Source organism: Pseudomonas sp. 21615526 (assembly GCF_013386245.1).
Taxonomy (GTDB): Bacteria; Pseudomonadota; Gammaproteobacteria; order Pseudomonadales; family Pseudomonadaceae; genus Aquipseudomonas.
In genome coordinates this window covers 20,897-43,549 of the sequence record NZ_JACAOM010000079.1, presented here as the reverse complement: position 1 = coordinate 43,549, position 22,653 = coordinate 20,897, and the positions used below count along the sequence as shown (strand labels likewise).

Below are 22,653 nucleotides of genomic sequence, written 5' to 3'. Positions count from 1 at the left end.
CCTTATTCCTCTGTCTGTCATCGGTATTAACTATGGATGTGCGTCATCTCAAGGCGTTTCTCGCGGTATTCGAGGAACGCAATATCACCGCCGCCGCCCAGCGCCTGTTCATCAGCCAGCCGACGTTGTCGGTGACCATCAAGCAACTGGAAGAAGAACTGGGCGTGGCGCTGTTTCTGCGCCAGCCTCGTGGGGTCGAGGTCAGTGACGAGGCGCGGGTGCTGTACCCGCAAGCCCGGCGCATGGTGGCCGAGGCCGATGCGTTGAGCCGCTTGTTTCGCGGGCGCGAAAACCGCATCGCCCTGGAACTGGGTGTGGAAGGCGATATTGCCGACAGCCAGATCGAAACCTTCCTGCGCATGGCGCACCAGGGCCTGCCGGGTTTGCTGCTGACCTTGCAGGAAGGCTGCGAAGGAGAAGGGCGCCTGGCGGTAGAGGAAATGTGCTGCGAGGACGAATTATTCCTGCCGCTTTGGGAAGAGTCCTACGTGATGGCACTGCCGATTGCGCACCCGATGGCGGCGGGCGGCAAGGAGCAGGCCTGGGCGCCGATCGAAGACTGGATTACCTGCCCGCAGCATGATTCCCACCAACGGCTGATGGCCTTGTACGGCCGCTCGCCCCAGGCGGTGGCCGGGCATGCCGGTTCGTTGACCCAGGCATTGCACATGGTGGCGGCCGGTGTCGGCGTGGCGATGTTGCCGCAGTCGCTGGCGGCGGAGCGGGCCGGGGTGGTGATTCGCCCTTGGCACCTGCCGGCACCGACGCGTCGGGTGGGCTTGTGCTTTGCCGCCCAGGCCCTGGAGTTGCCGGCGTTGCGGGCCTTGCATGAGTATTTCCAGAACAACCGCCCGCCGCAGATTGAAGCCGCCTGACGGCGCCTTTGAATTCACCGCAAATTCAATGTAGGAGCTGGCTTGCCTGCGATAGCGGTGGTGACTGACACACCGCTATCGCAGGCAAGCCAGCTCCCACATTTGATCTTCATTGTTGCGAATAGTGTGTTTCGGCGTTATTCCAGCATCTTGCCCAGCAACCAACTGCCGGCCGGGCCGGGCGGATGCTGGCGTGACCACAACGCATCCACCGCCACCGAACGAGGCCAGCCCCGGGCCTTGATTTCACACAGATGGCCGCCGCCAAACCGCTCCACCAGCCAGCGCGGCAGCGGTGCCCAGCCAAAACCCAGCTGCGCCATTTCCATCAGCATCAGGTAACTGGGCGCTGACCACACTCGGCCCAGGCCGCGGGTTTCATTCGGGTTGATGATGCTCGCCAGGCGCAGTTCGCGGTGTTGTTCCAGGGTTTGCTGGTCGATGTCCGCAAGGTTCGCCAGCGGATGTCTGGGTGAGACAAACAGCGCGATTTCCGTGCGCTCTTCCACGGTGGTGCTGGTGAGGTCCGGCGGGTAAACCTCCTGCATCTCGATAAACGCAATCTGCGCCCGGCCACTTTGCACCAGGGCAATCAAGTCCTCGCATTCGGCGATCAGGCATTCCAGCTCCAGGTCCGGGTAGCGCTGTTCGAAGGCGCTGAGGGCGGTTTCGAAACGGTCCGACTGGTACGTATCGGACATCGCGATACTCAGCTTCGGCTCCAACCCCTGGGATAACTGACTGGCCGCCAACTCCAGGCGGCTGCTGGCTTCCAACACCTGCTCGGCGCGTTGCAGCAGCACATGCCCGGCCGGGGTCAGCGTCGGCTTGCGGCTGCTGCGATCAAACAGCACCACATCCAGGTCAATCTCCAGGCTGGCCACCGCCGCGCTGACGGTGGACTGGCTCTTGCCCAACTTGCGCGCCGCCGCTGAAAACGAACCGTGGGTCGCCGCCTGCACAAACGCCTGAAGCACTTCGTGGGATGCCATGACTATCGCCTTGATCGATGGTTACTGGTTATGAAGTATCGAGTCAAAGGGTAATGATGGCAACCATCGTCACTCACGGAGAACGGGTCATGACACCCACCAAGTCGATTACTGAACGCGTTTGGCAGGCCATTGGTTTTGAAGGTTTGGCCTTGTTGATCTGTACACCGCTGCTGGCGTGGATCATGGATAAACCGGCCCTGGAGATGGGCGTCGTGACCTTGGCCATCAGCCTTATGGCACTGGCCTGGAACGTGATTTTCAACGGCCTGTTCGACCGTCTCAAGGCGCGCCTGCAACTGTCTGGCGGGGTGTGGACCCGCGTGCTGCATGCGTTGATGTTTGAAGGCGGGCTGGTGGCGATCTGTGTGCCGTTGATTGCCTGGTGGCTGAACATCAGCCTGATGCAGGCGTTTATCCTCGACATCGGCGTGTTGCTGTTTTTCCTGCCATACACCTATGTGTATCACTGGGCGTATGACGCCGCGCGGGAGCGGATCCTGCAGAAACGGATGCGCACCGCGTAGGAGTCCGGCTTGCCGGCGATGGCGATTTTGGATACGTCATCGCCGGCAAGCCAGCCCCTACAGGGGTTGTAGGGAGGCCACAAAATCGAGGAATGCCCGCACCTTGGCCGCCGGCAAATGCCGCGACGGGTAGAAGGCATACAACGGGAAGCGCTCGTCGGGCCAGTCGGGAAACAACTCGATCAACGCGCCGGATTCCAGCGCCGGTGCCAGCCCAAGGTCGAGCATTTGCGCTACGGCATGGCCGTGTTCGCACACGCTGTACAAGGTCCCTGCATCGTTGACCACCAGCCGCCCGCTGGTGGCGACGTTGACCTGCTCGCCCGGCCGGTGGAATTCCCAGCCAAACGGCCGGCCGGTCTGGGAGTCGCGAAAGTCGATGCACACGTGCTGGCCGTCTTCCAGGTCCTTGGGGTGTGAAGGGCGACCATACCGCTCGAGATAAGCTGGCGAGGCCAACGTCAGCACCCGCACTTCCATCAGCTTGCGGGCGATCAGCGATGACGATTGCGGAATGCCAAAACGGATGGCCAGGTCAAAGCCATCCGCCACCAGGTCCCCGAGTTGATCCCGCGTGTGCAGGTCCAACTGCAGCTGCGGGTATTGGCTCATGAATTCACCCAGTACCGGCCCCAGCACCAGCCGCGAAAAGTACGGGTCGATGTTCACCCGCAACCGCCCGCGAACCGTCAGGGCGCTGTCGGCCGCCGAGCTGGCGGCTTCTTCCAGGCCGGCCAGCAGCGGGGCGATTTCCTGGTAGAAACGCCGACCTTCGTCGGTCAATTGCACCGAGCGGGTAGTGCGGTCGAACAGGCGGATGCCCAAGCGTTTTTCCAGCCGCGAAATGGCCCGGCTGACCCCCGAAGGCGTCATCTCCAGGCTGTCGGCGGCGCGGGCGAAACTGCCGCTGTCGACCACGGCGGCCAGTACGCCCATGCCACCGGCCAGTCCTGGATCAAAACTCATGGGTGATTGCCTGTCAGGTATCCGAAAGCATTGATGCTAGCGGAGAATCCGAGCGCGTTACAGAAACATCCCGCCCGAGGCCTCGACCCGTTGCCCGGTGATCCAGTTGCTGCCGTCGGCCAGCAGGGTGGAAATCGCCCCGCCGATATCATCCGGCAAGCCTGCGCGACCGAGGGCGGTGTTGTTGGCGACCATCGCGTTCACGTCCGGATTGTCGCGCACCACGCCGCCGCTGAAGTCGGTGGCAATCGCGCCGGGGGCCAGGGTGTTCACGGTGATGCCACGGGCACCCAGTTCCTTGGCCTGGTAGCGGGTCAGCACTTCCACCGCGCCTTTCATCGAGGCATAGGCCGAATAACCCGGCAGGCTGAAGCGCGCCAGGCCGCTGGAGATATTGATGATGCGGCCACCGTCGCTGATCAGCGGCAGCAGTTTCTGGGTCAGGAAAAACGGGCCCTTGAAGTGGATCGCCACCAGTTGGTCGAACTGTGCTTCGGTGGTGTCGGCGAAGCTGGCGTGGGCGCCGATCCCGGCGTTGTTGATCAGGAAGTTGAAGTGCGCCTGGCCGAACACGTCCTTCAATACCGAGCCGACCTGGGCGGTGAACGCCTCGAAGGTGGAACTCTGGCTGACGTCCAGTTGCAGCATGGCCGCCTTGCCGCCCAGCGCTTCGACTTGGGCGACCACGGCCTGGGCTTCGTCCGCCGCGCTGTTGTAGGTACCGATAATGTCGACGCCTTGTGCCGCCAGGTGCAGCGCAGCGCTTTTGCCCAGGCCGCGGCTCGCGCCGGTGATGAGTGCGATTTTACGGGTCATGATGAAGTCCTCGAGCGTGTGATGGTTCGTGGGACTGAGTGTATTTGTCCGGCCATAACGTGATAAACAGAGCTATGCCGGAATCACTGGCCGGATAAGGCGAACAATCCCATGAACAAACTAGAGTTGCTGCGTACCTTCGTGCGCGTTGCCGAACTGTCGAGTTTCACCCAGGCGGGCGAGAGCCTGGGCTTGCCGCGCTCCACGGTTTCCGAGCATGTGCAGGCGCTGGAAGAGTTGCTGGGCGCGCGCCTGTTGCAGCGCACCACGCGCAAGGTCCAGGCGACCCAGGACGGGCGCGTGCTGTATGAGCGCAGCAAGGATTTGCTGTCGCACATGGAAGAGCTGGAAGGCTTGTTTCGCCAGGATGAAGCGCAGCTGGCGGGGCGCATTCGGGTGGACATGCCCAATGTCATGGCCCGGGAATTGATCCTGCCGCGCCTGCCCGAGTTCATGGACCTGCACCCGCTGATCGAGCTGGAAATCAGCAGCACCGACCGCCAGGTTGATTTGCTGGCGGAAGGTTTCGACTGCGTCTTGCGCGTCGGTGCGCAGCCGGACCAGTCGGTGGTAGCCCGCTTGTTGTGCAGCATGCCGATGATCAACTGCGCCAGTGCTGCGTACCTGAAGCGCCACGGCGTACCCAGGACGCTCGCTGATTTGGCTCACCATCAACTGGTGCATTACGTACGCCCGCTGGGCTCACGCTCCCCAGGGTTTGAATACGTACAAGGCAACAAGGTGCAGCGGATTCCCATGGCCGGGCGCGTCACGGTCAACAGCACCGACGCTTACCGGGCGGCGTGCATCGGTGGTTTTGGCCTGACCCAGGTGCCCGCCCTGGGCATTCACGATCAACTGGCCAGCGGCGAGTTGGTGGCGGTGCTGCCGGACTATCCGGCGCCGGCACTGGACGTGTCCCTGCTATACGCCGGCCAACGGCATTTGCCGCTGCGGGTGCGGGTGTTCATGGATTGGCTGGCCGCCACCTTGCAGGCTGCTTTCAACGCCGGGCAGACAACTGCTGCGGCGCCAGGAATGCATCATGGAAGTAATCCCGAAACGCCTGCATCGCCGGCGTGAAATCGCGCTCGCGGTGCCAGGCCAGGCCGACGCTCATGGGCGTGACCTTGTCGGTGACGCTCACGGTTTCGATGCGTTTGCCTTCCAGTGACCACGGGCGATGCACCAGGTCTGACAAGATCGCCACGCCGCTGCCGTTGGCGACCATGCTGCGCACTGCCTCCACCGAACTGGTGCGCAGCCGCACCGTGGGGGTTTGCCCGGCCTGTTCCCAGTAGCGCATGGCGCTTTGTTCGGCTTCGTCGACGGTGAGGAAAATGTACGGCTCCCTGGCCACATCGGCGAGGCTCACGGCGGGGCGTTCGCACAACGGGTGATGGCTGGGCAGCCACAGGCGGCGTTCGGAGTTGAAGAGGATTTCCGAGACGATATCCGCGTGGGTGAGGTTGGCGGTGAGCACCACGGCCATGTCGAACTGGCCGTTGAGCAGGCCGTGTTCGATGGCCTGGCGTTCCTGTTCGAACACCTCGATGGTCACGTCCGGGTGCCAGTGTTCCATGCGCTGCAAGTGGTGCGGCAGGAAGTAACCGAGCACGGTGTAGCTGGCGGCCACCCGCAATACGCCGCTGGCGCGGTAGTCCGGCAACGGGCTGTTCAGGGCATCGTCGACGCTGCGCACAATCACATACGCCCGGTTGAGGAAATGCCGCCCGGCGTCGGTCAGGCTCATGCCCTGGGCCGAGCGCACGAATAGCTGCGCGCCGAGCATCGCTTCCAGCTCCTTGATCGCGGTGGTCACCGCCGATTGGGAGATGTTCAGGTGAATCGCCGCCTGGGAGATCTGGCCGATTTCGGCGGTGGCGACGAAGTAGCGGATTTGGCGCAGGGTCAGGGACATTGGTTTCTCCGCTCGTTCCCACGCTCTGCGTGGGAACGCATCCTGTGACGCTCCGCGTCACGATTTCAAAGGCGGACGCAGAGCGTCCAGGGCGGCATTCCCACGCGGAGCGTGGGAACGATCAGTATCGGGTATCTGATTTTCAGAAGATGGGTCATCTGATAATAGATCTTCCCAAGGGGTCAAGGGGCAGCCTAATTTCCATCGCAAGAACTTCAACGGAGCGACCCCGATGCAGGCAGTGGATTTCAACTCGGACATGGGCGAAGGCTTCGGCCCCTGGACCATCGGCGATGGCGTCGACAGTGAACTGATGGCCTACATCAGCTCGGCCAACATCGCCACCGGCTTTCACGCCGGCGACCCGGGCACCATGCGCCGTACCGTCGAACGCGCCAAGCAGTTGGGCGTGGCGATTGGCGCGCACCCGGGTTTTCGCGACCTCGTAGGTTTCGGCCGACGCCATATCAACGCCCCGGCCCAGGAGCTGGTGGACGACATGCTCTATCAACTCGGCGCCCTGCGGGAAATCGCCCGGGTGCAGGGCCTCACGCTGCAACACATCAAGCCCCACGGCGCGCTGTATATGCACCTGGCGCGGGATGAAGAAGCGGCGCGGTTGCTCGTGGAAAACCTGCAACGGCTGGAGCCCACGCTGCTGCTGTATTGCATGCCGAATTCGGTGATCTGGCGTATCGCCAAGGAACTCGGCCAGCCGGTGGTGCGGGAGTTTTATGCCGACCGTGAGTACGATCTCACCGGCTCCATCGTGTTTACCCGCAATGTGCGGGCGCTGGATCCGGCGACGGTTGCGGCGCGCGTACTACGGGCTTGCCAGACCGGGCTGGTACGTACGGTGGAAGGGGAAGACCTGTTTATCGAATTCGATTCCATCTGCCTGCACAGCGACACCCCCGGCGCCCTTGAACTGGTGGAAGCTACCCGTGAAGCGCTGGATCAGGCGGGCATCGAAGTACGCACACCCCGCTGACCGACACCGGTGCCCAGACACCGGGTCTGACTGATTTTTTGCCTGCCTTTCTACAATGATTCCAAGAGGAACAGACATGGCTGAATCTTCCCCGATCCGCTACAGCTTTGGCGGTGATGAACACCTGTTTGCCGAGGTCAGCGAGAGCATGTCCCTGGAGGCTTTCTTCAAGGGCATGGCCGTCACCCGCGCGGTGGAACGCCTGGCCCTGGACGGTGTGCTGGACGTCTGCCTGGCAAACGCCTCGTTCCAGATTCGTTTCGACCCGGACCGCATCGCGCCCCACGTGCTGCTCGACGCGGTACAAAGCGCCGAAGCCCAGGCCGTGGCCGAACGTACCTTGCACACCCGCATCATCGAAATCCCGGTGCTGTACAACGACCCCTGGACCCATGAAACCCTGATGCGCTTTCGCGACCGTCATCAGGACCCGACCGGCACCGACCTGGAATACGCAGCGCGGATCAACGGCCTGGCGGATGTGGACGCGTTTATCGCGGCCCACAGTGGCGCGCCGTGGTTTGTCTCGATGGTGGGGTTTGTGGCGGGCTTGCCGTTCATGTTCCAGATGGTGGAACGCGAGCGGCAGTTGCAGGTGCCCAAGTACCTGCGCCCACGCACCGACACGCCGAAATTGACCCTCGGCCATGGCGGCTGCTTTGGCTGTATCTATTCGGTACGCGGCGCCGGCGGTTACCAGATGTTCGGCGTCACCCCGGCGCCGATCTACGACCCGCAACAGCAGTTGGCTTACCTGAAAGAGCACATGGTGTTCTTCCGCCCCGGCGACATCGTGCAGTTCAAACCCATGGACCGCGACGCCTATGACCTGGCCGTGGCAGAAGTGGACGCAGGGCGCTTCGACCTGCGCATCCGCCCGGTGGAGTTTTCCCTCGACGCCTTTCTCGCCGACCCCATCGGCTACCCGAAAACCCTGCAGGAGGCGCTGGCATGATCAAGGTACTCAAACCCGGCCTCGCCACCTCCGTGCAGGATCTTGGCCGCGAAGGTTATTACCACCTCGGCATCCCGCCATCCGGCGCCCTGGACCAATACGCGTTGAGCGCGGCCAACCACCTGGTGGGCAACCCCATCGGCGCTGCCGGGCTGGAATGCACGTTGATCGGGCCGGAGCTGGAGTTTCAGCAGGATGCCCTGGTGGCGTTGTGCGGGGCGCTGATGTCGCCGCGCCTGGACGGCGTGGTGGTGCATCAGGACACCGCGTTTGAAGTGCGCGCCGGGCAAGTACTGCGCTTTGAATTTCCCAGGGCCGGCGCGCGGACTTACCTGGCGGTGGCCGGTGGCATCGATGTGCCGCTGGTGTTGGGCAGCCGCTCGACTTACACCCTCGGCGCATTGGGCGGGTTTCAGGGGCGGCGGCTGGTGGAGGGTGATGAACTGCCCGTGGGCGAAGCCAGCGGCAAAGGCCGGGCTGGGAACAGTTTGCCCATGGCGTTGCGCCAATCGGTGGGTGGGGACGTGACCCTGCGGGTGGTGCCAGGGCTGTATTACGAGCGCCTGACGCCCGCCGCCAAGAGCAGCTTTTTTGCCGAGCCCTGGACGGTAGGGTCGGAGGCCGACCGCATCGGCTATCGCTTCAAGGGCGGCAATGCCTTGAGCTTTCAGCCACGGGAACAGCCGTTTGGCGCCGGGTCCGATCCGTCGAACATCGTCGACAGTTGCTACCCCATCGGTTCGATCCAGGTGCCGGCGGGCCTGGAGCCGATCGTGCTGCACCGGGACGCGGTGTCGGGCGGGGGCTACGCGATGATTGGCACGGTGATCAGTGCCGACCTGGATCTGATCGGGCAGATGCAACCGAACCAGCGGGCGGGGTTTGTGGCGGTGACGCTGGAGGAAGCGTTGGAGGCGCGGCGGGTGTACAAGAAGCGGTTGAAGCTGATGGGTGGGTTGTTTAGCACCTGAACTCACCACTGAACCCAATGTGGGAGCGGGCTTGCTCGCGAAAGCGGAGTGTCAGTCAATAAGTCTGTGACTGAGCCACCGCATTCGCGAGCAAGCCCGCTCCCACATTTTTATCGGGTTGTGTCAGAACAATTGGGTGAATAGCCAGTACAGGCTACCCGATAACAGAATCGCCGCCGGTAACGTCAGCACCCAGGCCATCAGCAAGTTGCGGATGGTCTTCATCTGCAAGCCACCGCCGTTCGCCACCATGGTCCCGGCCACACCCGACGACAACACGTGGGTGGTGGACACCGGCAAGCCATACATGTCTGCCGCGCCGATGGTCAGCATTGCCACCATCTCGGCGGATGCGCCCTGGGCGTAGGTCAGGTGGGTCTTGCCGATCTTCTCGCCCACGGTCACCACGATACGTTTCCAGCCGACCATGGTCCCCAGCCCGAGGGCGATGGCCACGGCGATCTTGACCCACAGCGGGATAAACCGTGTGGCGTTGTCGATCTGTTGCTTGAACAGTTGCAGCTTGTTCTGGGTGTCGGCGTCGAAGTTGCCGACCTTGCCCTTGTCCATCAGGCGGATGGTTTCGCTGGTCAGGTACATGTCGTTACGCACGTTGCCCACGGCCTCGGCCGGAACGGCGGCGAGGGAGCCGTAGCTCTTCACTTCCTCACCGATATGCCCGGTGATGGCCGCCAGGGCGGGCACCAGTTCCGGGGTGGCTTCCTTGGTGCGTACGTAGGTCGACAAGGTGCCGCGAGAGTCGGCGGGGGCCAGTTGCGGCGCCGCTTTTACCAGGGCGGCCTGGGTGACTTCGGCCACCGCGGCAAACTGCAACGACTCACCGGCCGGCATGGTGCGGTTCAACGCGTAGGCCATCGGCAGGGTGCCCACCAGGATCAACATGATCAGGCCCATGCCCTTCTGGCCATCGTTGGAACCATGGGCAAACGACACACCGGTGCAGGTGGCGATCAGCATGCCGCGAATCCACCAAGGCGGCGGGGTATCGCCTTTCGGCGCTTTGTACAGCGAGCGATTTTTCACGAAGGCCCGCAGCGCCAGCAACAGCAGGGCAGCGAAGGCGAAGCCGATCAGCGGCGACAGCAGCAGCGCATAACCGATCTTGATCGCCTGGCCCCAGTCCACACCGCTGGTGCCGTCGCGGCCATGCATCAGTGCGTTGGCCACGCCCACGCCGATGATCGAGCCGATCAAGGTGTGGGACGACGACGCCGGCAACCCCAGCCACCAGGTGCCGAGGTTCCACAGGATCGCGGCGATCAACAGCGCGAAGATCATCGCAAAGCCGGCGGAGGAGCCGACCTGCAAAATCAGCTCTACCGGCAGCAGGGCGATGATGCCGAACGCCACCGCGCCGCTGGATAGCAGCACGCCGAGGAAGTTGAAAAAGCCCGACCACACCACCGCGAAATGCGGTGGCAATGAGTTGGTGTAAATCACCGTGGCCACCGCGTTGGCGGTGTCGTGGAAGCCGTTGACGAACTCGAAGCCCAGGGCGATCAACAGCGCCACGCCCAGCAGCAGGAACGGCGTCCAGGTGGTGACCACCGTGCCCAGCTCGTGCATGTCGTGCATCAGGCTGTAGGCGGTGAACAACAGGCCCATGGCGAGTACGGCGAAGAAAATGATCACCGTCACCAGGCCGGGTTTTTTGTCCAGGCGCGGTTTGGGATCGTTGGAGACGGAGGCGGTGGAGGCGGTCAGCGAAGGGGTTGCCATGCCGGAACATCCAGTGTTGAGGGAGGATATCCGTCATGATCGTTGCAGAATGTTACAGAGATGCTGCGGCAAATCAGTGTTTAGGGAATTGAAGTTGCCGCCGGTCTATAAAACACCGCCGATAAAATGTGGGAGCTGGCTTGCCTGCGATAGCGGTGTATCAGTCACCACCGCTATCGCAGGCAAGCCAGCTCCCACACTTGATCGCATTTCAAATTCAATAATCCTTGCGCTTGCGAAACGCCCAGCGTCCGGCAATCAGGGTGAATGTCGCCACCAGCGCCACCAGAATCCAGAAGCCTTCCGGGTCTGTGGAGAGCGGCACGCCACCAACGTTCATGCCAAAAAAACCGGCAATGATGTTGATCGGCAACGCCAGCACCGTGACCACGGTCAGGGTGAACAACGTGCGGTTGCTCTGTTCGTTGAGGTTGGCGGCGATCTCTTCCTGCAGCAGCTTGATGCGCTCACCCAACGCCATCAGGTCGTTGATGATCAGCGCAAACTCCTCGGTGGATTTGCGCAGCTCTTTCACGTCTTCCTTCTGCAGCCACTGGGGCGGACGATTGAGCAGCCGCAGCAACGAGCCCGGCTCCAGCGCCAGCAACCGTTGCAGGCGCACCAGCACCCGGCGCGCGGCACCCAGTTCGGCGCGGTTGGTGGACAGGCGTGACGACAGCAACTGGTCCTCGATCTGGTCGACGCTGAGGCTGGTCTTGCGCACGATCTGTGTCAGCACCTCGCCCTGGTCCCGCAGCAAATGCACCAACAGTTCCAGCGGCGAGCGAAAGTGTTCACCGGCCTTAACCGACGAGCGCAGCTTGTCCACCGAATGCAGCGGTTGCAGGCGCGCGCTGATCAGCAGCCGACTGCGGGCGCACACCCATAAGGTGGAAATGTCTGAAGACACCATGCTGCTGAAGTTGAAGACCACGTCGTTGACCACCGCCAGCAAGGCTGAGTCCACGTGTTCGATGCGGGTGGAGCGTGAGCCTTCGTGCAAGGCTTCGAAGAATTCTTCCGGCAGGTTCAGGTGCGCCTGCATCCAGCGCTCGCACGCGGCGTGGGCCAGGTTCAAATGCAGCCAGAGGAATTCGTTGGGGTCTCCGGGTTGCTGCAAGGCCGCAAGGGCAGTGGCTGAATCAATCTGTTCGCCCTTTTCACCGGGGCGGAAACGAAAACCGTAGAGCAAGCCAAACAGGTCGGAGTCCTGGTGGCTGTGGTCGATGCTGTGGTTCATGGAGGCTCGCAGGGAAAGTGCCTGTAGGAAATTTCACAGGTTCACCTGAGCGCATCATGGCAACTGAATTTGACGCTTTTGTGACGGTTTGAGGTGGCCGTCAATCGCCCGCGGGCAAACTGAAGCTGAACACCGTGCCGTCCTGCTCGCTGGAAGACACTTCCAGCCGCCCGCCATGGGCGTCGGCAATCTGCTTGACGATGTACAACCCCAGGCCCAACCCGGCCTGGGGCAGGGCGCCCGTCGGTCGGGAGTAGGGCTGGAACAGCAGCGGCATGGCTTGCTCACTGATCAGCCCAAGGTTTTTCACCGTTAACTCAAACGTGCCGGCGTTGACCTGCGCACTGACTTCAACCGGCCCTTGCGGATTGCCGTGGCTGATGGCGTTGGCCACCAGGTTGGAGAGCAATTGCGCGAGCCGCTCGCGGTCGCCTTTCACACCCTTGAGATTGCCGATGCGGGCGTGGATCAGCCGCTTGGGGTGCACGTGCTGCACCTCTTCCACCACATGCTGCAAAGTGTCTTCAAGCCCGGTGCATTCACTGATGTTCACCGGGATGCCGCTGCCCATTCGGCCACGGGCAAAGTCCAGTACGTCTTCCACCAGTTGCGAGGCCCGGCGGCCGCTGGCCAGCATGTGCCGCACCAGCGTGTCGGTGGCCGGGTCCGGGTGTTTGCGCAGCAGCCGTTCGGCGCCGACGTTGATGGCGAACAGCGGGTTGCGCAGGTCGTGGCCGAGCACGGCGATGAATTGTTCGCGCAGTTCGGCGGTTTCCCGCTCCTGCTGCAGGTCGGCCTCGGTCTGCTGGAGGCTTTCTTCGGCTTCGATCTGCAGCGACAGCACCCGGGCAAACGACTCCATGGTCGACTGGATCGTGCTGCTGCGCAGTTGCGCCGGGTTCGGGTCCAGGGCACAGATGGTGCCGAAGAAACGCCCGTCGGTGCGGAACACCGGCACCGAGATGTAGCTTTCAAAGTGGTAGATACGCGGCGTGTGGTGGTCGCGGTACAGCGGGTCTTCGCTGGCTTTGTCAATCACGATCGAGACGTGGGAGTCGCGTATTTCGTGGCACAGGGTGGTGGTCAGGTCCAGCTCGCCACCCACGGGCAGGCCGAAGTCCAGTTGGTCGCGCACGGCGCAGGCGGTCCAGGAATCGTCGGTGACCCGGGCCACGGCCGCAAAACGCAAGCCGGTCATCTCGCTGACTACCTGGAGAATCGCCGGGACGGCGCTGATTCTGCCAATGGTGGCAATGTCGACGGCTTTTTGCCCCATGGCGAACGGTTCCGGTCCTGATGCTGCTGGCGTTGTGCCTTGGCTGATGGTTGGGATTCTAGCGAGCTTGGCGGCGTAAGGTACAAATTCGTTCACGCTAATTAGACTAATTGCTCTTCTGGGCGACGAGCGCGCATAAAAAAGCCGCGCGGCCCAAAGGCGGCGCGGCGTTTTTGCGGTTCAACTCAAGTGTCTTGCTTGTTTTCCAGGACTTCGCCGGTCTTGGCATCCAGCTTCACGTCCCACTTCACGTTGCTGGTGTCACGCAGTTCGGTCTCGTAGACCAGGCGGCCGGCTTTGTCTTCCAGTTCGGTGTCAACGATGGTGGCGCCTTTGTGCTGGGCCACGGCCTTGGCGTTGAGCTTTTCAAAATCCATCACGGCACCGGACTTGAGCAGGCTCGGAATCTGGTCCGGGCGAACATCGGCCTGGGCCAAACCGGCGGTAAGGGTCAAGGCGGCAGCGGCGAACAGAGCGGTCAGGTTTTTCATGGTGTGATCCTTTGGGGTGAGCTGTTTAAGTGGGATCAGGTTAACCAGCGCAACTTAACTCACCCTTAAAATTGCGCCGTTTGTTCAATCGGCGGCGAGTGCGGGGTTTCATGCTGGCGTCTCACTTACGGGAGGCACAGATGAAACAGTTAATGGCCTGGGTGTATGCGCCCTTGTTCTGGGCGGGGTTTATCGGGTGGGCGCTGTGGCTGGTGCAGAGGGATGCGCTGCAGTGGCTGGGGCTGGTATTTGTTCTGGCGGTGGCGGTGTCGTTTATCGCCGAGTGGTGGTTGCCCTATGAGCCGCAGTGGAATCGCAACCAGGGTGATCGTCGTCGCGACTTGATTCACGCGTTGGTCAATGAGGGCCTCAATGCGGCGGGCTTGTTGATCTTGCCGGTGCTGACCGCGCTGTTGGCCGTCGACGGTGTATGGCCGCGGGCGTGGCCGCTCTGGGCGCAATTGCTGCTGGCGATCTTCATTGCCGATGCGGGCATCACCCTGATGCATTACGCCAGCCACCGAGTCGCTGCCTTGTGGCGCCTGCATGCGGTGCACCACAGCGTGCAACGGCTGTATGGCTTCAATGGCTTGATGAAGCATCCGTTGCACCAGATGCTGGAAGCCACGGCCGGGTTGGCGCCGTTGATCCTGCTGGGCATTCCCACGGAGGTGGCGCTGCTGCTGGCCCTGGCGATTGCCGTGCAGCTGCTGTTGCAGCATTCCAATGTCGACATGCGCCTGGGGCCGCTGCGCTGGGTGTTCGCCTGGGCGCCGGTGCATCGTTTTCATCACATGAAATATGGCCGGGCTGGGGATGTGAATTTCGGCTTGTTTTTCAATCTGTGGGATTGGCTCTTGGGTACGGCGTTTTACAGCCATGACTATCGAATGGGGCAGGGCGACTTGGGGATTGGCAGCCGGCCGGATTTTCCGCGGGAGTATGTGGCGCAGTTGCGCGACCCGTTCAGGACGGTGCGCTTGAGCAAGGAGCCGCCGGTTCCCGCGGGTCTAGTCCAGGATTCGTACGTGCAGGTTGCGCAACGACGCCCCGGCCGTGACGCCAAATAGTTGCTTCATGGTCCGGGAAAAGTGCGCCGAATCGGCGAACCCGGCGCCATGGGCAGCCTCGGTCAGGGTGCTGCCGCCGAGCGCCAGTCCCAGCGCCACTCGCAAGCGCCGCCACAACACCAGGCGACGTACCGGCAAACCCAGTTGGTTGGCGAACAAACGTTCCAGCTGGCTTAACGAAACGTGCGCCGCCTGTGCCAGGGCTTGGGCCGAGACCTTGCCACTCAGTTGCTGATCCAGCGCCGACAGCGCGCGCTCCACCCTGGCATCTTCCAGTGCGCGTCTCGGCAATTGGCGCAGCGTGCGCTCGAGTGCTTCCAGGGACCGTTCACTGTCGGCCAGGGCGGCCTGCAAAGAGTCGAAGTCAAAGGCGCCGGGTTCGGCATACACCATCAACACCTCACCATGGGTTTGGAGGATGGCGTGGGGCATTCTGGACGGGATAAACAGGCGATGGGCCGTGGTGGCACGGCCATCGAGGCTGGCCGTGACCGGCCCGCCCGCGGAGAACATCAGCTGATGGGCATAGTGTGCATGGGGCGCAGTGCGCCCCGGTACACCCAGGATCAGCCCGTAGTCAGGCCCCAGCCACAGGCGACCTGACCATTCGGAACTCACTCAGTAACCGTTGTCCTGCAGCAGGTCGGCCACACTCGAGGACGGCCAGCGCTTGTAGTACTTCAGCAGTTCGGCAGCGCGGTTGGTGAAGATGCCATCGACGCCGGCTTTCATGACCTTGTCGAAGTCCACCGGCTCATCCACGGTGTACACGTGCACCAGCAAGCCCTTGTCGTGGGTCAACTGGTTCATCTCGGGTTTGACCAGGTCGGAATAGCTCTGGTCGCCCAGGTTGGTCAGTTGTGCCGAAGGGCCGGTACCGATGGCGCCCAGGCTCTTGGCCTCGTCGATCCATTTTTCGAACTCGGCGGCGTCCTTCGGCTCCTGCTTGGCGTAGTAGGCGGCTTTGCTCGGCTCGCCGGACTCGGCGAAGGGCACCTTGGATTTCGGTTCGATGCTGCCTTCACCTACCCACAACAGCAGGATTTTCGGGGTGTTGGGCATCTCTTTTTGCAGTTCTTTCAGGCTGTCTTTCTCAAAGGTTTGCAGCACCACGCGGCCCTTGCCCTGGCCGACGCCGATGTTTTTCTGGGCCTGGTTGGAGCCGGTGGAGCTCAACCAGCCTTTATCCAGCAGTTTGTTCTTCAGGTCGGCCTCGATGCCCGGGAATTGCTTCGGCTCCTTGGTTTCGATGTACAGGCCGGGTTTGTGCTGCGGGTTGCCTTCGGCGATCTTGATGATTTCGTCCAGGCTGAGGATTTTCAGGCCGACGAAGCCCGGGCGGGCACGGTCCGGGTAGGCGGCGTTGAACCAGCTGCCGGCGTCCAGGGTTTTAAGCTCGGCCCAGGTGAATTCGTTGGCCGGGCTGTCCTTGCGCTCCGGGAACTTGGTGGCGACGTCGGTGGTGCGTTGCAGGTTGTTGTCATGCAGGGCGAATAGCACGCCGTCCTTGCTGCGCTGCAGGTCCATTTCCAAGTAGTCGGCACCCAGGTCGCGCGCGACTTTGTAGGCGGCGGCGGTGGATTCCGGTGCATCGAAGGAGGCGCCACGGTGGGCAATCACGGCGGGGTGCGGAATGCCTTCGTTGGTGGCTAATTCGGTAGGGCTGATCGGGCTTGCCGCCTGTGCGTGGCCAAGGCCCAGCATCAGGGCCAGCAGCAGGGCACTCTTGGTAAACGTGACAGGCATATGCGAAGTCCTTTCGTGGAGGTAACTTTGAGAAGGGCTCCTTTTTAACAATTGCTTGCGAATGGCGCTATCACCAAACCGACATTAACGTGTTCACCGGCCATTTTTCTGCACTTTTGTGCGGTGCGATACAGTACTCTTGCCTTGAATTGCCCCATCAGAGGGCAGATTTTCCTGCCACGCGTGTAAACCATCTTTCCAGTCCAAGTAGGACTTTTCAGTGAGGTTTACCATGCGCATCACCTCCGAGCTTATCTGCCAGGCCGCCGACCAACTCCAGGGTTTTGTCGGCCTGAACCGCAAGACTGGCCAGTACATCGTCCGTTTCAGCGAAGACTCCTTCGGCATGGACGTGGCCGATGACGGCATTATCCCAACCGCCGAGTTTGTCTGGCTGCCGGTCGACGGGCAGGCCATGACCTTGTCCCGCGAGCGGATCCAGTTGTTGCTGGACCAGAACATCGACGATCGCATCAACATCACGGAACCGCTGCGGGTGTACATGCGTCGGGTGGAGATTCCACAGATCAGTGCGGTGCGCAGTCTGGTCAGTTGAGTGCCGCATAGCCCTGCGGCTGGAGCGCTTTTTGTGGCTAGGGAGCTTACTGTGGCAGGGAGCTTGCTGTGGTGAGGGAGTTTGCTGTGGCAGGGAGCTTGCTGTGGTGAGGGAGCTCCCTGCCACAGCAAGCTCCCTCACTACAGCAAGCGCCCTCACCACAGAGCCTCCCTTGTCCACATTAAGTGTTTTACACGGGCTGAGGTTTCAGCGCTCGAACGCGTAAGACCGCTCCACCTTGCACACTCGTGTATGGCACGCCAAGTACCAGGTGGCGCGGCCCTGTTCGCGCACCTCAGTGTGTTCGGCGTGCTGCTTCCAGGCCAGGATCTCCGCTTCGCTGCTCCAGTAGGACACCGTGATGCCCAGCCCGTCGTCCCCGCGCGCCGATTCCACGCCGAGAAAACCGGGTTGTTGCCGGGCCAGTTCCAGCATGCGGTCGGCGGCTTGTCCGTAACCGTTGTCACCTTCAGTGCGCAATGAGCTGAACACCACGGCGTAGTACGGCGGTTTGGGTGTCTTGGCGATCATGCGCAGGCCTTCAGCAGCGCAATGGCCAGCGGCGGGGTGACGTCTTTAAGCGCCGCACGTTCCGGCTGGAACAGGGTGGCGACAAAAAACGGATGGCCCAGCAACTCCACCGCCCGCAGGTCACCCGCCGAGTCATGGCCGCTGGCAATCAGGTCGGCTTCCAGCAATGCGCTTTCGAAGTCTGGATTGATGCCATAGCGGCAACGGTAGCCTTCATGGATATCGAGGGTGGCGTAGGCCTCGGCGATGCGGGTATAGGCCATCAAGCGGATGGTGTCGGTCGCTTCCACCAGCGCACAGGTCAGGGGCGTGAGTACTGCACGGGGCGAATCGGGAGCCAGTTCGCCGTGTTCTGCGTCGGCCCAGCCCAGCACGTTGCGGGCATATTCCAGCACCGCGTGTTGAAAACCGCCGCAGGTGCCGAGGAAAGGGCGCCGCTGTTCACGGGCATAACGGATGGCCAGCAGGGCGCCGTCCAGATCACGGTAAGGGCTGGCGGGGACGCACCAGAAGCCGTCGTAGTGCTGCAGTTGTTCGGTGGATTTGATCGTGTCGGTGGCCAGCCAGTCGAACCGCACCGTCAGGCCCAGCGCCGCGCCGGCCTGTTGCAACGCCAGGGGAATGGCCTGGTGGGCGGTGACCTGTGCATCGTAGTCGCCGATCAGGGCCAGGTGCAGGGTGGTTTTATTCATCGAGGGTATCCGTGGCTTGTTGAGTCCTGGCGCTCACTATAGATTGGCGCTCACGCAATCAATATTGGCGTTAACACACATGTTCAATGCAGCGGTGCACTATCAGATCGACTACCCCGACCTTTCCCTGATCCTCGCCCTGGTGCGCGGCGGCACGCTCGCGCGGGCGGCGGCGTTGCTGCGAGTGGACGTGTCTACGGTGTTTCGCGCGGTGCGGCGGCTGGAGACGGCGCTGGGCCAGACGCTGTTCGAAAAGAGCCGCGCCGGCTACCTGCCCACCACCTTGGCCACCACCCTCGCCGAGCAGGCCGAACGTGCCGAACAGGCGCTGGAGGCAGCACGGGTGGGAGTGGAGCAGGGCGGTGAAGTGATCAGCGGTACGGTGCGCCTGACGTGCACGGACTCGGTATTGCAGTCACTGTTGCTGCCGGCCCTGGCGCAGTTCATGCCGGGCTACCCGGCGCTGACCCTGGAGCTGAGCACGTCCAATGACTTCGCCAACCTCAGCCGCCGCGATGCGGATATCGCCCTGCGCCTGACCAAGGCACCGCCCGAGCATCTGGTAGGACGTTGCCTGGGCACGGTGTCGTATCGGGTGTGCGCCAGTGCCGACTATTCCCGCCAGCATGCGGGGGAGGAACTGGCGGCCCTGAACTGGATCGCGCCGGATGACTTCCTGCCGGATCACCCCACCGTCACCTGGCGGCGCCAGCACTTGCCGGGAGTGATGCCAGCCTATCGCTGCAACAGCATGGTTTCGGTAACCGAGCTGGTGCGCGCGGGACTCGGCGTGGCCGCGTTGCCGGATTACCTGCTGGGCGCGGGTCTGGAACCGTTGAGCCCGCCGCTGGTGGGGCACGACACCGCCCTGTGGCTGCTGACGCGCCCCGATTGCCGGGCCTTGCGCTCGGTGGTGACGTTATTTGATCAGTTGGGCCAGCATGTGCGCTTGCCGGTGAGATAACTGTGGGAGCTGGCTTGCCTGCGATACAGGCGCTGTGGTGCATCAGGCATACCGCGGTGATGCAATCGCAGGCAAGCCAGCTCCCACACTGGATGCGTGGCAGGGTCAGGTCTTGCGCACGAATTGGTCGTGCATTTCGCTGGTCAGCCCTTCGATGCGTTCGGTCAGTTGTTTGGTCATCTCGGTGAGCTTGGTGTTCTGCTCCAACAGTTCCAGCAGTTGCTTGGTGGTCTGCGCCGCCTGGGCCTGGCGTTCGGTGTTGGCCACGGCCAGGGCTTCGCGGTGCTGGGCGTCGGCGTCGGATTGGGCCTTGTCCCGTGCGGCCTGGCGGGTCTGGGCGAGCAAAATCAACGGCGCGGCGTAGGCCGATTGCAGGCTGAACGCCAGGTTCAAGAGGATGAACGGGTAGACGTCAAAGTGCGTGATGCCGGTCATGTTGAGCACGACCCACAGAATCACGATTGCCGTCTGCGCCCCCAGGAACGTCGGGGTGCCAAAGAAGCGCGCGAAGGCTTCGGCTTTCAACGCAAAGGTGTCGTTGCCAAAGGTCGGCGCGAGATGGGCGTGTTTACGATGAAAGCGCAGGTGGTCAACGTTGGCTTCAGGTTTATCCGGGGTCATGGCGGGCTCGAATCCGTGGCGTAAGACAAGCCACCACTATAGACCGAGCCCTCGGCCTGGCACATGAAGAAGCCTGTCGCTTACCTGTTGCCCCGTTCATTGGCAAACGCACTCACAGCCTGCACCGCCTCGCTGGCGCCTTCGCGAATCTGCAGGATCACGGTGCCGGCCTGGTTGGCGAGGTCCACGCCCTGGGCGGCGCGGTCGCGGGTACCGTCCATGCTGTCGATGGCCTGGCGGGTTTCGGTCTGGATCATCTCGATCATCGACGAAATCTCTGCGGTTGAACCGCTGGTGCGCGCCGCCAATTGCCGCACTTCATCGGCCACCACCGCAAAGCCACGCCCTTGTTCGCCGGCGCGTGCGGCTTCGATGGCAGCGTTCAATGCCAGCAGGTTGGTCTGGTCGGCAATCCCGCGAATGGTGTTGACGATGGCGGTGATCTGCTGCGAACGCTCGCCCAGCTTGGCGATCAGCGCGGAAGAACCGTCGATATTGGCGGCAATCTCACGCATGCCGGTGGCGGTCTGCTGGATCACCTCGGCGCCTTTTTCGGCGATGTCCCGGGTTTGCAGCGAGATGTGATAAGCCTGGGTGGCGCTTTGCGCGTCGGCCGCGTGTTTCTCCACCATGGCCGTGACGTCGGAGGCGTATTTCACCACCTTGCACAGGCGCCCGCTGGCGTCGTACACCGGGTTGTAGTTGGCTTCCAGCCACACCACCTGGCCGTTTTTGTCGATGCGTTCGAACTGGCCGTTGAACAGCTCACCCTGGTTCAGCCGTCGCCAGAAATCGCTGTAGGCGCTGCTGTTGGCCAGCTCCGGTGTGCAGAACATGCGGTGATGCTTGCCCTGCACCTGCGCCAGGTTGTAGCCCATGCGCTGCAGGAAATTCTGGTTGGCGCTGATGATGGTGCCGTCGAGGTTGAACTCGATCACCGCCATGGCGCGGTCGATGGCCTGCAACTTGGCGTTGGCTTCACTCTCGGCCTGCATTTTCGGGGTGACGTCCATGGCGTACTTCACCACTTTCACCACGCTGCCGGACTCGTCGCGCACCGGGTTGTAGCTGGCCTCCAGCCAGATCGGCTGGCCGTTGCTGGTCACGCGCTCAAAGGTGCCGGACTGGAATTGGCCGTTGCGCAGTTGCGTCCATAGCTGGCCGTACTCGGCGCTGCGGGCAAAGGCCGGGGTGCAGAACAGGCGGTGGGACTGGCCCACGACTTGGTCGGCGGTGTAGCCCATGACCTTGAGGAAATTCTCGTTGGCCCGCAGGACCGTGCCTTGCAGATCAAATTCAATCACCGCCATTGAGCGGTCGATGGCGTCGAGAAGGCTGGCTTGCTGGGCAATGGTGGCTTGCAGGGTACTGATGGTTTTTTTATGGGCGTTGAATAGCATGGTCGTGTGCTCGGGGGAAGCAAGCGTCAGGGGTATCCATGGGGGCGCCTGCCACCGTAAGGCCTGGCCATACGGCAAACGTGCTCATTGCCAGCTTCCTTGTGCTGGCAGCGGGGTGGAACAGCGGGTTCTGAGTCGTATGGCCGGCAAGAAGTTCTATGCCAGTCGACCAATGGCGGCATTATGCTATCGGTCGGCGACGGGCGCGTTTAATTCAGACGAGATGCAGAGGGCGGGATTCAGGCGGAATGGGCGACCACGTAGTCGCTGATATTGACTCGGTTACGGCCGGTGTCCTTGGCCGCGTACAGCGCGCGGTCCGCTGCGTTGAGCCACATGGCCGCGTCGGTGAAGGTGCTCTGGAAAGACGCCAGGCCAATGCTCAGGCTGACCCGCAGCTCGGGGATTTCCGGGTTGCGGTAATTGCTGAACACCTCGCGCATGCGTTCCATGACTTGCGCGGCCTGTTCCATGGGCATGTCCGGAAGAATCACACAGAACTCGTCGCCGCCGTATCGCCCGGCCAGGTCGTTTGCCCGCAGGTTGCGTCGAAGTTCCAGGCTTAGTTGGCGCAGAACCTGGTCACCGATGATGTGCCCATAGCTGTCGTTGATCTGCTTGAAATGGTCGATGTCGATCAGTGCGATGGTGGCGTTCCCATGTTGTTGCTGGCACTTGTGAAACTTCAGGTGCAGCAGGTCTTTCCACGAACCGTGGTTGAGCAGGCCGGTGAGGCTGTCGGTGCGGCTCAAGGCGCTCAGGGCGCGTTTGTGTTCCGACAATTTGATCGCCAGGCGGTAGCAGACCATGCCCAGCGCCATGGGATACAGGGTCAGCATCGGCAGGCAGGCGTAGACCTGGACCAGGCTGACGTCGGGATTGAAGTGGATGCCAAACAGCAGCCAGGACACGCCGATGCCTGCCAGTTGCGCCACGATGCCGTGGAGGAACAGGCGTTTGCCGCCGGCGGCGACGTTGTTCATGGTCATCATCGACAGGATGGTCACGGCCGTCAGTGGCGTGAATTGTGTAGTCGCCGCCCAGAACCCGCCGAGCAGTGAGTCGTAGAGCAGGTTTCGCCGTTCCGCCTTGTAGGGGAAATCGGAGCGGGTCGAAAGTTGATAGGCCAGGTGCGCCCAGCCAAAACCATTGAACAGCAGCAACGCCCAGACCCAGCCTGGCATTTGCAGTGGGTAGAGCGCGGCGATGACGCTGATGCAGCCGATGCCCAGGCCGATGATCCTTGGCCTGTAGATACGTCTGGCAAATGACAGCCCTTTGCCTCGTTGGTTTTCCATAGATTCCTGGGTCG

24 protein-coding genes are annotated in these 22,653 nt (G+C 62.3%); 9 read left to right on the top strand and 15 right to left on the bottom strand.

Annotated elements, in window-relative coordinates:
- Positions 1–32: 32 nt before the first annotated feature.
- On the top strand, positions 33–875 hold the full coding sequence (locus HX786_RS22410) for a LysR family transcriptional regulator (protein ID WP_003211429.1): 843 nt from the start codon (positions 33–35) through the stop codon (positions 873–875).
- Positions 876–1,012: 137 nt separating this feature from the next.
- Here the strand turns inward: HX786_RS22410 and HX786_RS22405 are convergent, their stop codons facing one another.
- The gene (locus HX786_RS22405) at positions 1,013–1,867 is read right to left on the bottom strand and encodes a LysR family transcriptional regulator (RefSeq protein WP_178912600.1); all 855 of its coding nucleotides are present in this window, start codon (positions 1,865–1,867) and stop codon (positions 1,013–1,015) included.
- An 89-nt stretch (positions 1,868–1,956) separates the two neighbouring features.
- On the opposite strand from HX786_RS22405, the gene HX786_RS22400 reads away from it, so the two are divergent.
- Positions 1,957–2,394: a multidrug/biocide efflux PACE transporter gene (locus tag HX786_RS22400; RefSeq protein WP_177039797.1), complete on the top strand. Its 438-nt coding sequence runs from the start codon at positions 1,957–1,959 to the stop codon at positions 2,392–2,394.
- Between the two features lie 57 nt (positions 2,395–2,451).
- Here HX786_RS22400 and HX786_RS22395 read toward each other — a convergent pair whose 3' ends face one another.
- Both HX786_RS22395 and HX786_RS22390 read right to left on the bottom strand, forming a co-directional pair.
- Positions 2,452–3,360 carry a LysR family transcriptional regulator gene (locus tag HX786_RS22395; protein WP_178912599.1) on the bottom strand — a complete coding sequence of 303 codons (909 nt, stop codon included), beginning with the start codon at positions 3,358–3,360 and terminating at the stop codon, positions 2,452–2,454.
- 57 nt (positions 3,361–3,417) lie between these two features.
- Positions 3,418–4,176: an SDR family NAD(P)-dependent oxidoreductase gene (locus HX786_RS22390; protein ID WP_003211435.1), complete on the bottom strand. Its 759-nt coding sequence runs from the start codon at positions 4,174–4,176 to the stop codon at positions 3,418–3,420.
- Positions 4,177–4,287: 111 nt separating this feature from the next.
- Here HX786_RS22390 and HX786_RS22385 point away from each other — a divergent pair, with 111 nt between their 5' ends.
- Entirely contained in the window at positions 4,288–5,259 is a 972-nt protein-coding gene (locus HX786_RS22385) for a LysR family transcriptional regulator (protein WP_008432970.1), read from the top strand.
- Here the strand turns inward: HX786_RS22385 and HX786_RS22380 are convergent.
- The gene (locus HX786_RS22380) at positions 5,180–6,097 is read right to left on the bottom strand and encodes a LysR family transcriptional regulator (protein WP_177019369.1); all 918 of its coding nucleotides are present in this window, start codon (positions 6,095–6,097) and stop codon (positions 5,180–5,182) included. The two genes, HX786_RS22385 and HX786_RS22380, sit on opposite strands and share 80 nt — an antisense overlap.
- 232 nt (positions 6,098–6,329) lie before the next feature.
- Between HX786_RS22380 and HX786_RS22375 the strand changes: the two genes are divergently transcribed.
- The 3 genes from HX786_RS22375 (at position 6,330) to HX786_RS22365 (ending at position 9,014) form a co-directional block, all read left to right on the top strand.
- Positions 6,330–7,088 carry a 5-oxoprolinase subunit PxpA gene (locus tag HX786_RS22375; protein ID WP_003211441.1) on the top strand — a complete coding sequence of 253 codons (759 nt, stop codon included), beginning with the start codon at positions 6,330–6,332 and terminating at the stop codon, positions 7,086–7,088.
- A gap of 76 nt (positions 7,089–7,164) precedes the next feature.
- A complete protein-coding gene (locus tag HX786_RS22370) occupies positions 7,165–8,043 on the top strand; it encodes an allophanate hydrolase subunit 1 (protein WP_008432967.1) in 879 nt (292 codons plus the stop codon).
- Entirely contained in the window at positions 8,040–9,014 is a 975-nt protein-coding gene (locus tag HX786_RS22365; protein ID WP_177022225.1) for a biotin-dependent carboxyltransferase family protein, read from the top strand. Before HX786_RS22370 ends, HX786_RS22365 begins: the two co-directional genes overlap by 4 nt.
- A gap of 123 nt (positions 9,015–9,137) precedes the next feature.
- On the opposite strand, the gene HX786_RS22360 is transcribed toward HX786_RS22365, so the two are convergent.
- From HX786_RS22360 to HX786_RS22345, 4 genes are all read right to left on the bottom strand, one after another.
- Positions 9,138–10,754: an inorganic phosphate transporter gene (locus tag HX786_RS22360; protein WP_178912598.1), complete on the bottom strand. Its 1,617-nt coding sequence runs from the start codon at positions 10,752–10,754 to the stop codon at positions 9,138–9,140.
- Between the two features lie 217 nt (positions 10,755–10,971).
- Complete coding sequence (locus tag HX786_RS22355; protein ID WP_102369741.1) at positions 10,972–11,994, bottom strand: transporter; 1,023 nt, start codon at positions 11,992–11,994, stop codon at positions 10,972–10,974.
- Between the two features lie 100 nt (positions 11,995–12,094).
- On the bottom strand, positions 12,095–13,270 hold the full coding sequence (locus HX786_RS22350) for a GAF domain-containing sensor histidine kinase (RefSeq protein ID WP_134327194.1): 1,176 nt from the start codon (positions 13,268–13,270) through the stop codon (positions 12,095–12,097).
- 185 nt (positions 13,271–13,455) lie between these two features.
- A complete protein-coding gene (locus HX786_RS22345) occupies positions 13,456–13,761 on the bottom strand; it encodes a PepSY domain-containing protein (RefSeq protein ID WP_003211453.1) in 306 nt (101 codons plus the stop codon).
- Positions 13,762–13,901: 140 nt separating this feature from the next.
- On the opposite strand from HX786_RS22345, the gene HX786_RS22340 reads away from it, so the two are divergent.
- Positions 13,902–14,831 (top strand): sterol desaturase family protein, encoded by a 930-nt coding sequence (locus HX786_RS22340; RefSeq protein WP_178912597.1) that lies wholly within the window; start codon positions 13,902–13,904, stop codon positions 14,829–14,831.
- Here HX786_RS22340 and HX786_RS22335 read toward each other — a convergent pair.
- Together HX786_RS22335 and HX786_RS22330 are read right to left on the bottom strand one after the other, a co-directional pair.
- Complete coding sequence (locus HX786_RS22335) at positions 14,772–15,449, bottom strand: helix-turn-helix domain-containing protein (protein ID WP_178912596.1); 678 nt, start codon at positions 15,447–15,449, stop codon at positions 14,772–14,774. The genes HX786_RS22340 and HX786_RS22335 overlap by 60 nt on opposite strands.
- Positions 15,450–16,577 carry a glycerophosphodiester phosphodiesterase gene (locus HX786_RS22330; protein ID WP_008432958.1) on the bottom strand — a complete coding sequence of 376 codons (1,128 nt, stop codon included), beginning with the start codon at positions 16,575–16,577 and terminating at the stop codon, positions 15,450–15,452.
- Positions 16,578–16,809: 232 nt separating this feature from the next.
- Between HX786_RS22330 and HX786_RS22325 the strand changes: the two genes are divergently transcribed.
- Entirely contained in the window at positions 16,810–17,133 is a 324-nt protein-coding gene (locus HX786_RS22325; protein ID WP_008432956.1) for a DUF2025 family protein, read from the top strand.
- Between the two features lie 207 nt (positions 17,134–17,340).
- Here the strand turns inward: HX786_RS22325 and HX786_RS22320 are convergent, their stop codons facing one another.
- Together HX786_RS22320 and HX786_RS22315 are read right to left on the bottom strand one after the other, a co-directional pair.
- Positions 17,341–17,664 (bottom strand): antibiotic biosynthesis monooxygenase, encoded by a 324-nt coding sequence (locus HX786_RS22320; RefSeq protein WP_134327189.1) that lies wholly within the window; start codon positions 17,662–17,664, stop codon positions 17,341–17,343.
- Positions 17,661–18,356 carry a CTP synthase gene (locus tag HX786_RS22315; protein ID WP_102369737.1) on the bottom strand — a complete coding sequence of 232 codons (696 nt, stop codon included), beginning with the start codon at positions 18,354–18,356 and terminating at the stop codon, positions 17,661–17,663. The genes HX786_RS22320 and HX786_RS22315 overlap by 4 nt, the downstream gene beginning before the upstream one ends.
- Positions 18,357–18,435: 79 nt before the next feature.
- On the opposite strand from HX786_RS22315, the gene HX786_RS22310 reads away from it, so the two are divergent.
- Positions 18,436–19,320: a LysR family transcriptional regulator gene (locus HX786_RS22310; protein ID WP_178912595.1), complete on the top strand. Its 885-nt coding sequence runs from the start codon at positions 18,436–18,438 to the stop codon at positions 19,318–19,320.
- 105 nt (positions 19,321–19,425) lie between these two features.
- Here HX786_RS22310 and HX786_RS22305 read toward each other — a convergent pair whose 3' ends face one another.
- The 3 genes from HX786_RS22305 to HX786_RS22295 all read right to left on the bottom strand — a co-directional run bounded on the left by HX786_RS22305 (position 19,426) and on the right by HX786_RS22295 (position 22,639).
- Positions 19,426–19,941 (bottom strand): DUF1003 domain-containing protein, encoded by a 516-nt coding sequence (locus HX786_RS22305; RefSeq protein WP_003211469.1) that lies wholly within the window; start codon positions 19,939–19,941, stop codon positions 19,426–19,428.
- A gap of 80 nt (positions 19,942–20,021) precedes the next feature.
- Positions 20,022–21,341, bottom strand: a complete 1,320-nt coding sequence (locus tag HX786_RS22300; RefSeq protein WP_178912594.1) for a PAS domain-containing methyl-accepting chemotaxis protein — start codon at positions 21,339–21,341, stop codon at positions 20,022–20,024.
- A gap of 239 nt (positions 21,342–21,580) precedes the next feature.
- On the bottom strand, positions 21,581–22,639 hold the full coding sequence (locus tag HX786_RS22295; RefSeq protein ID WP_003211472.1) for a diguanylate cyclase: 1,059 nt from the start codon (positions 22,637–22,639) through the stop codon (positions 21,581–21,583).
- Positions 22,640–22,653 lie beyond the last annotated feature (14 nt).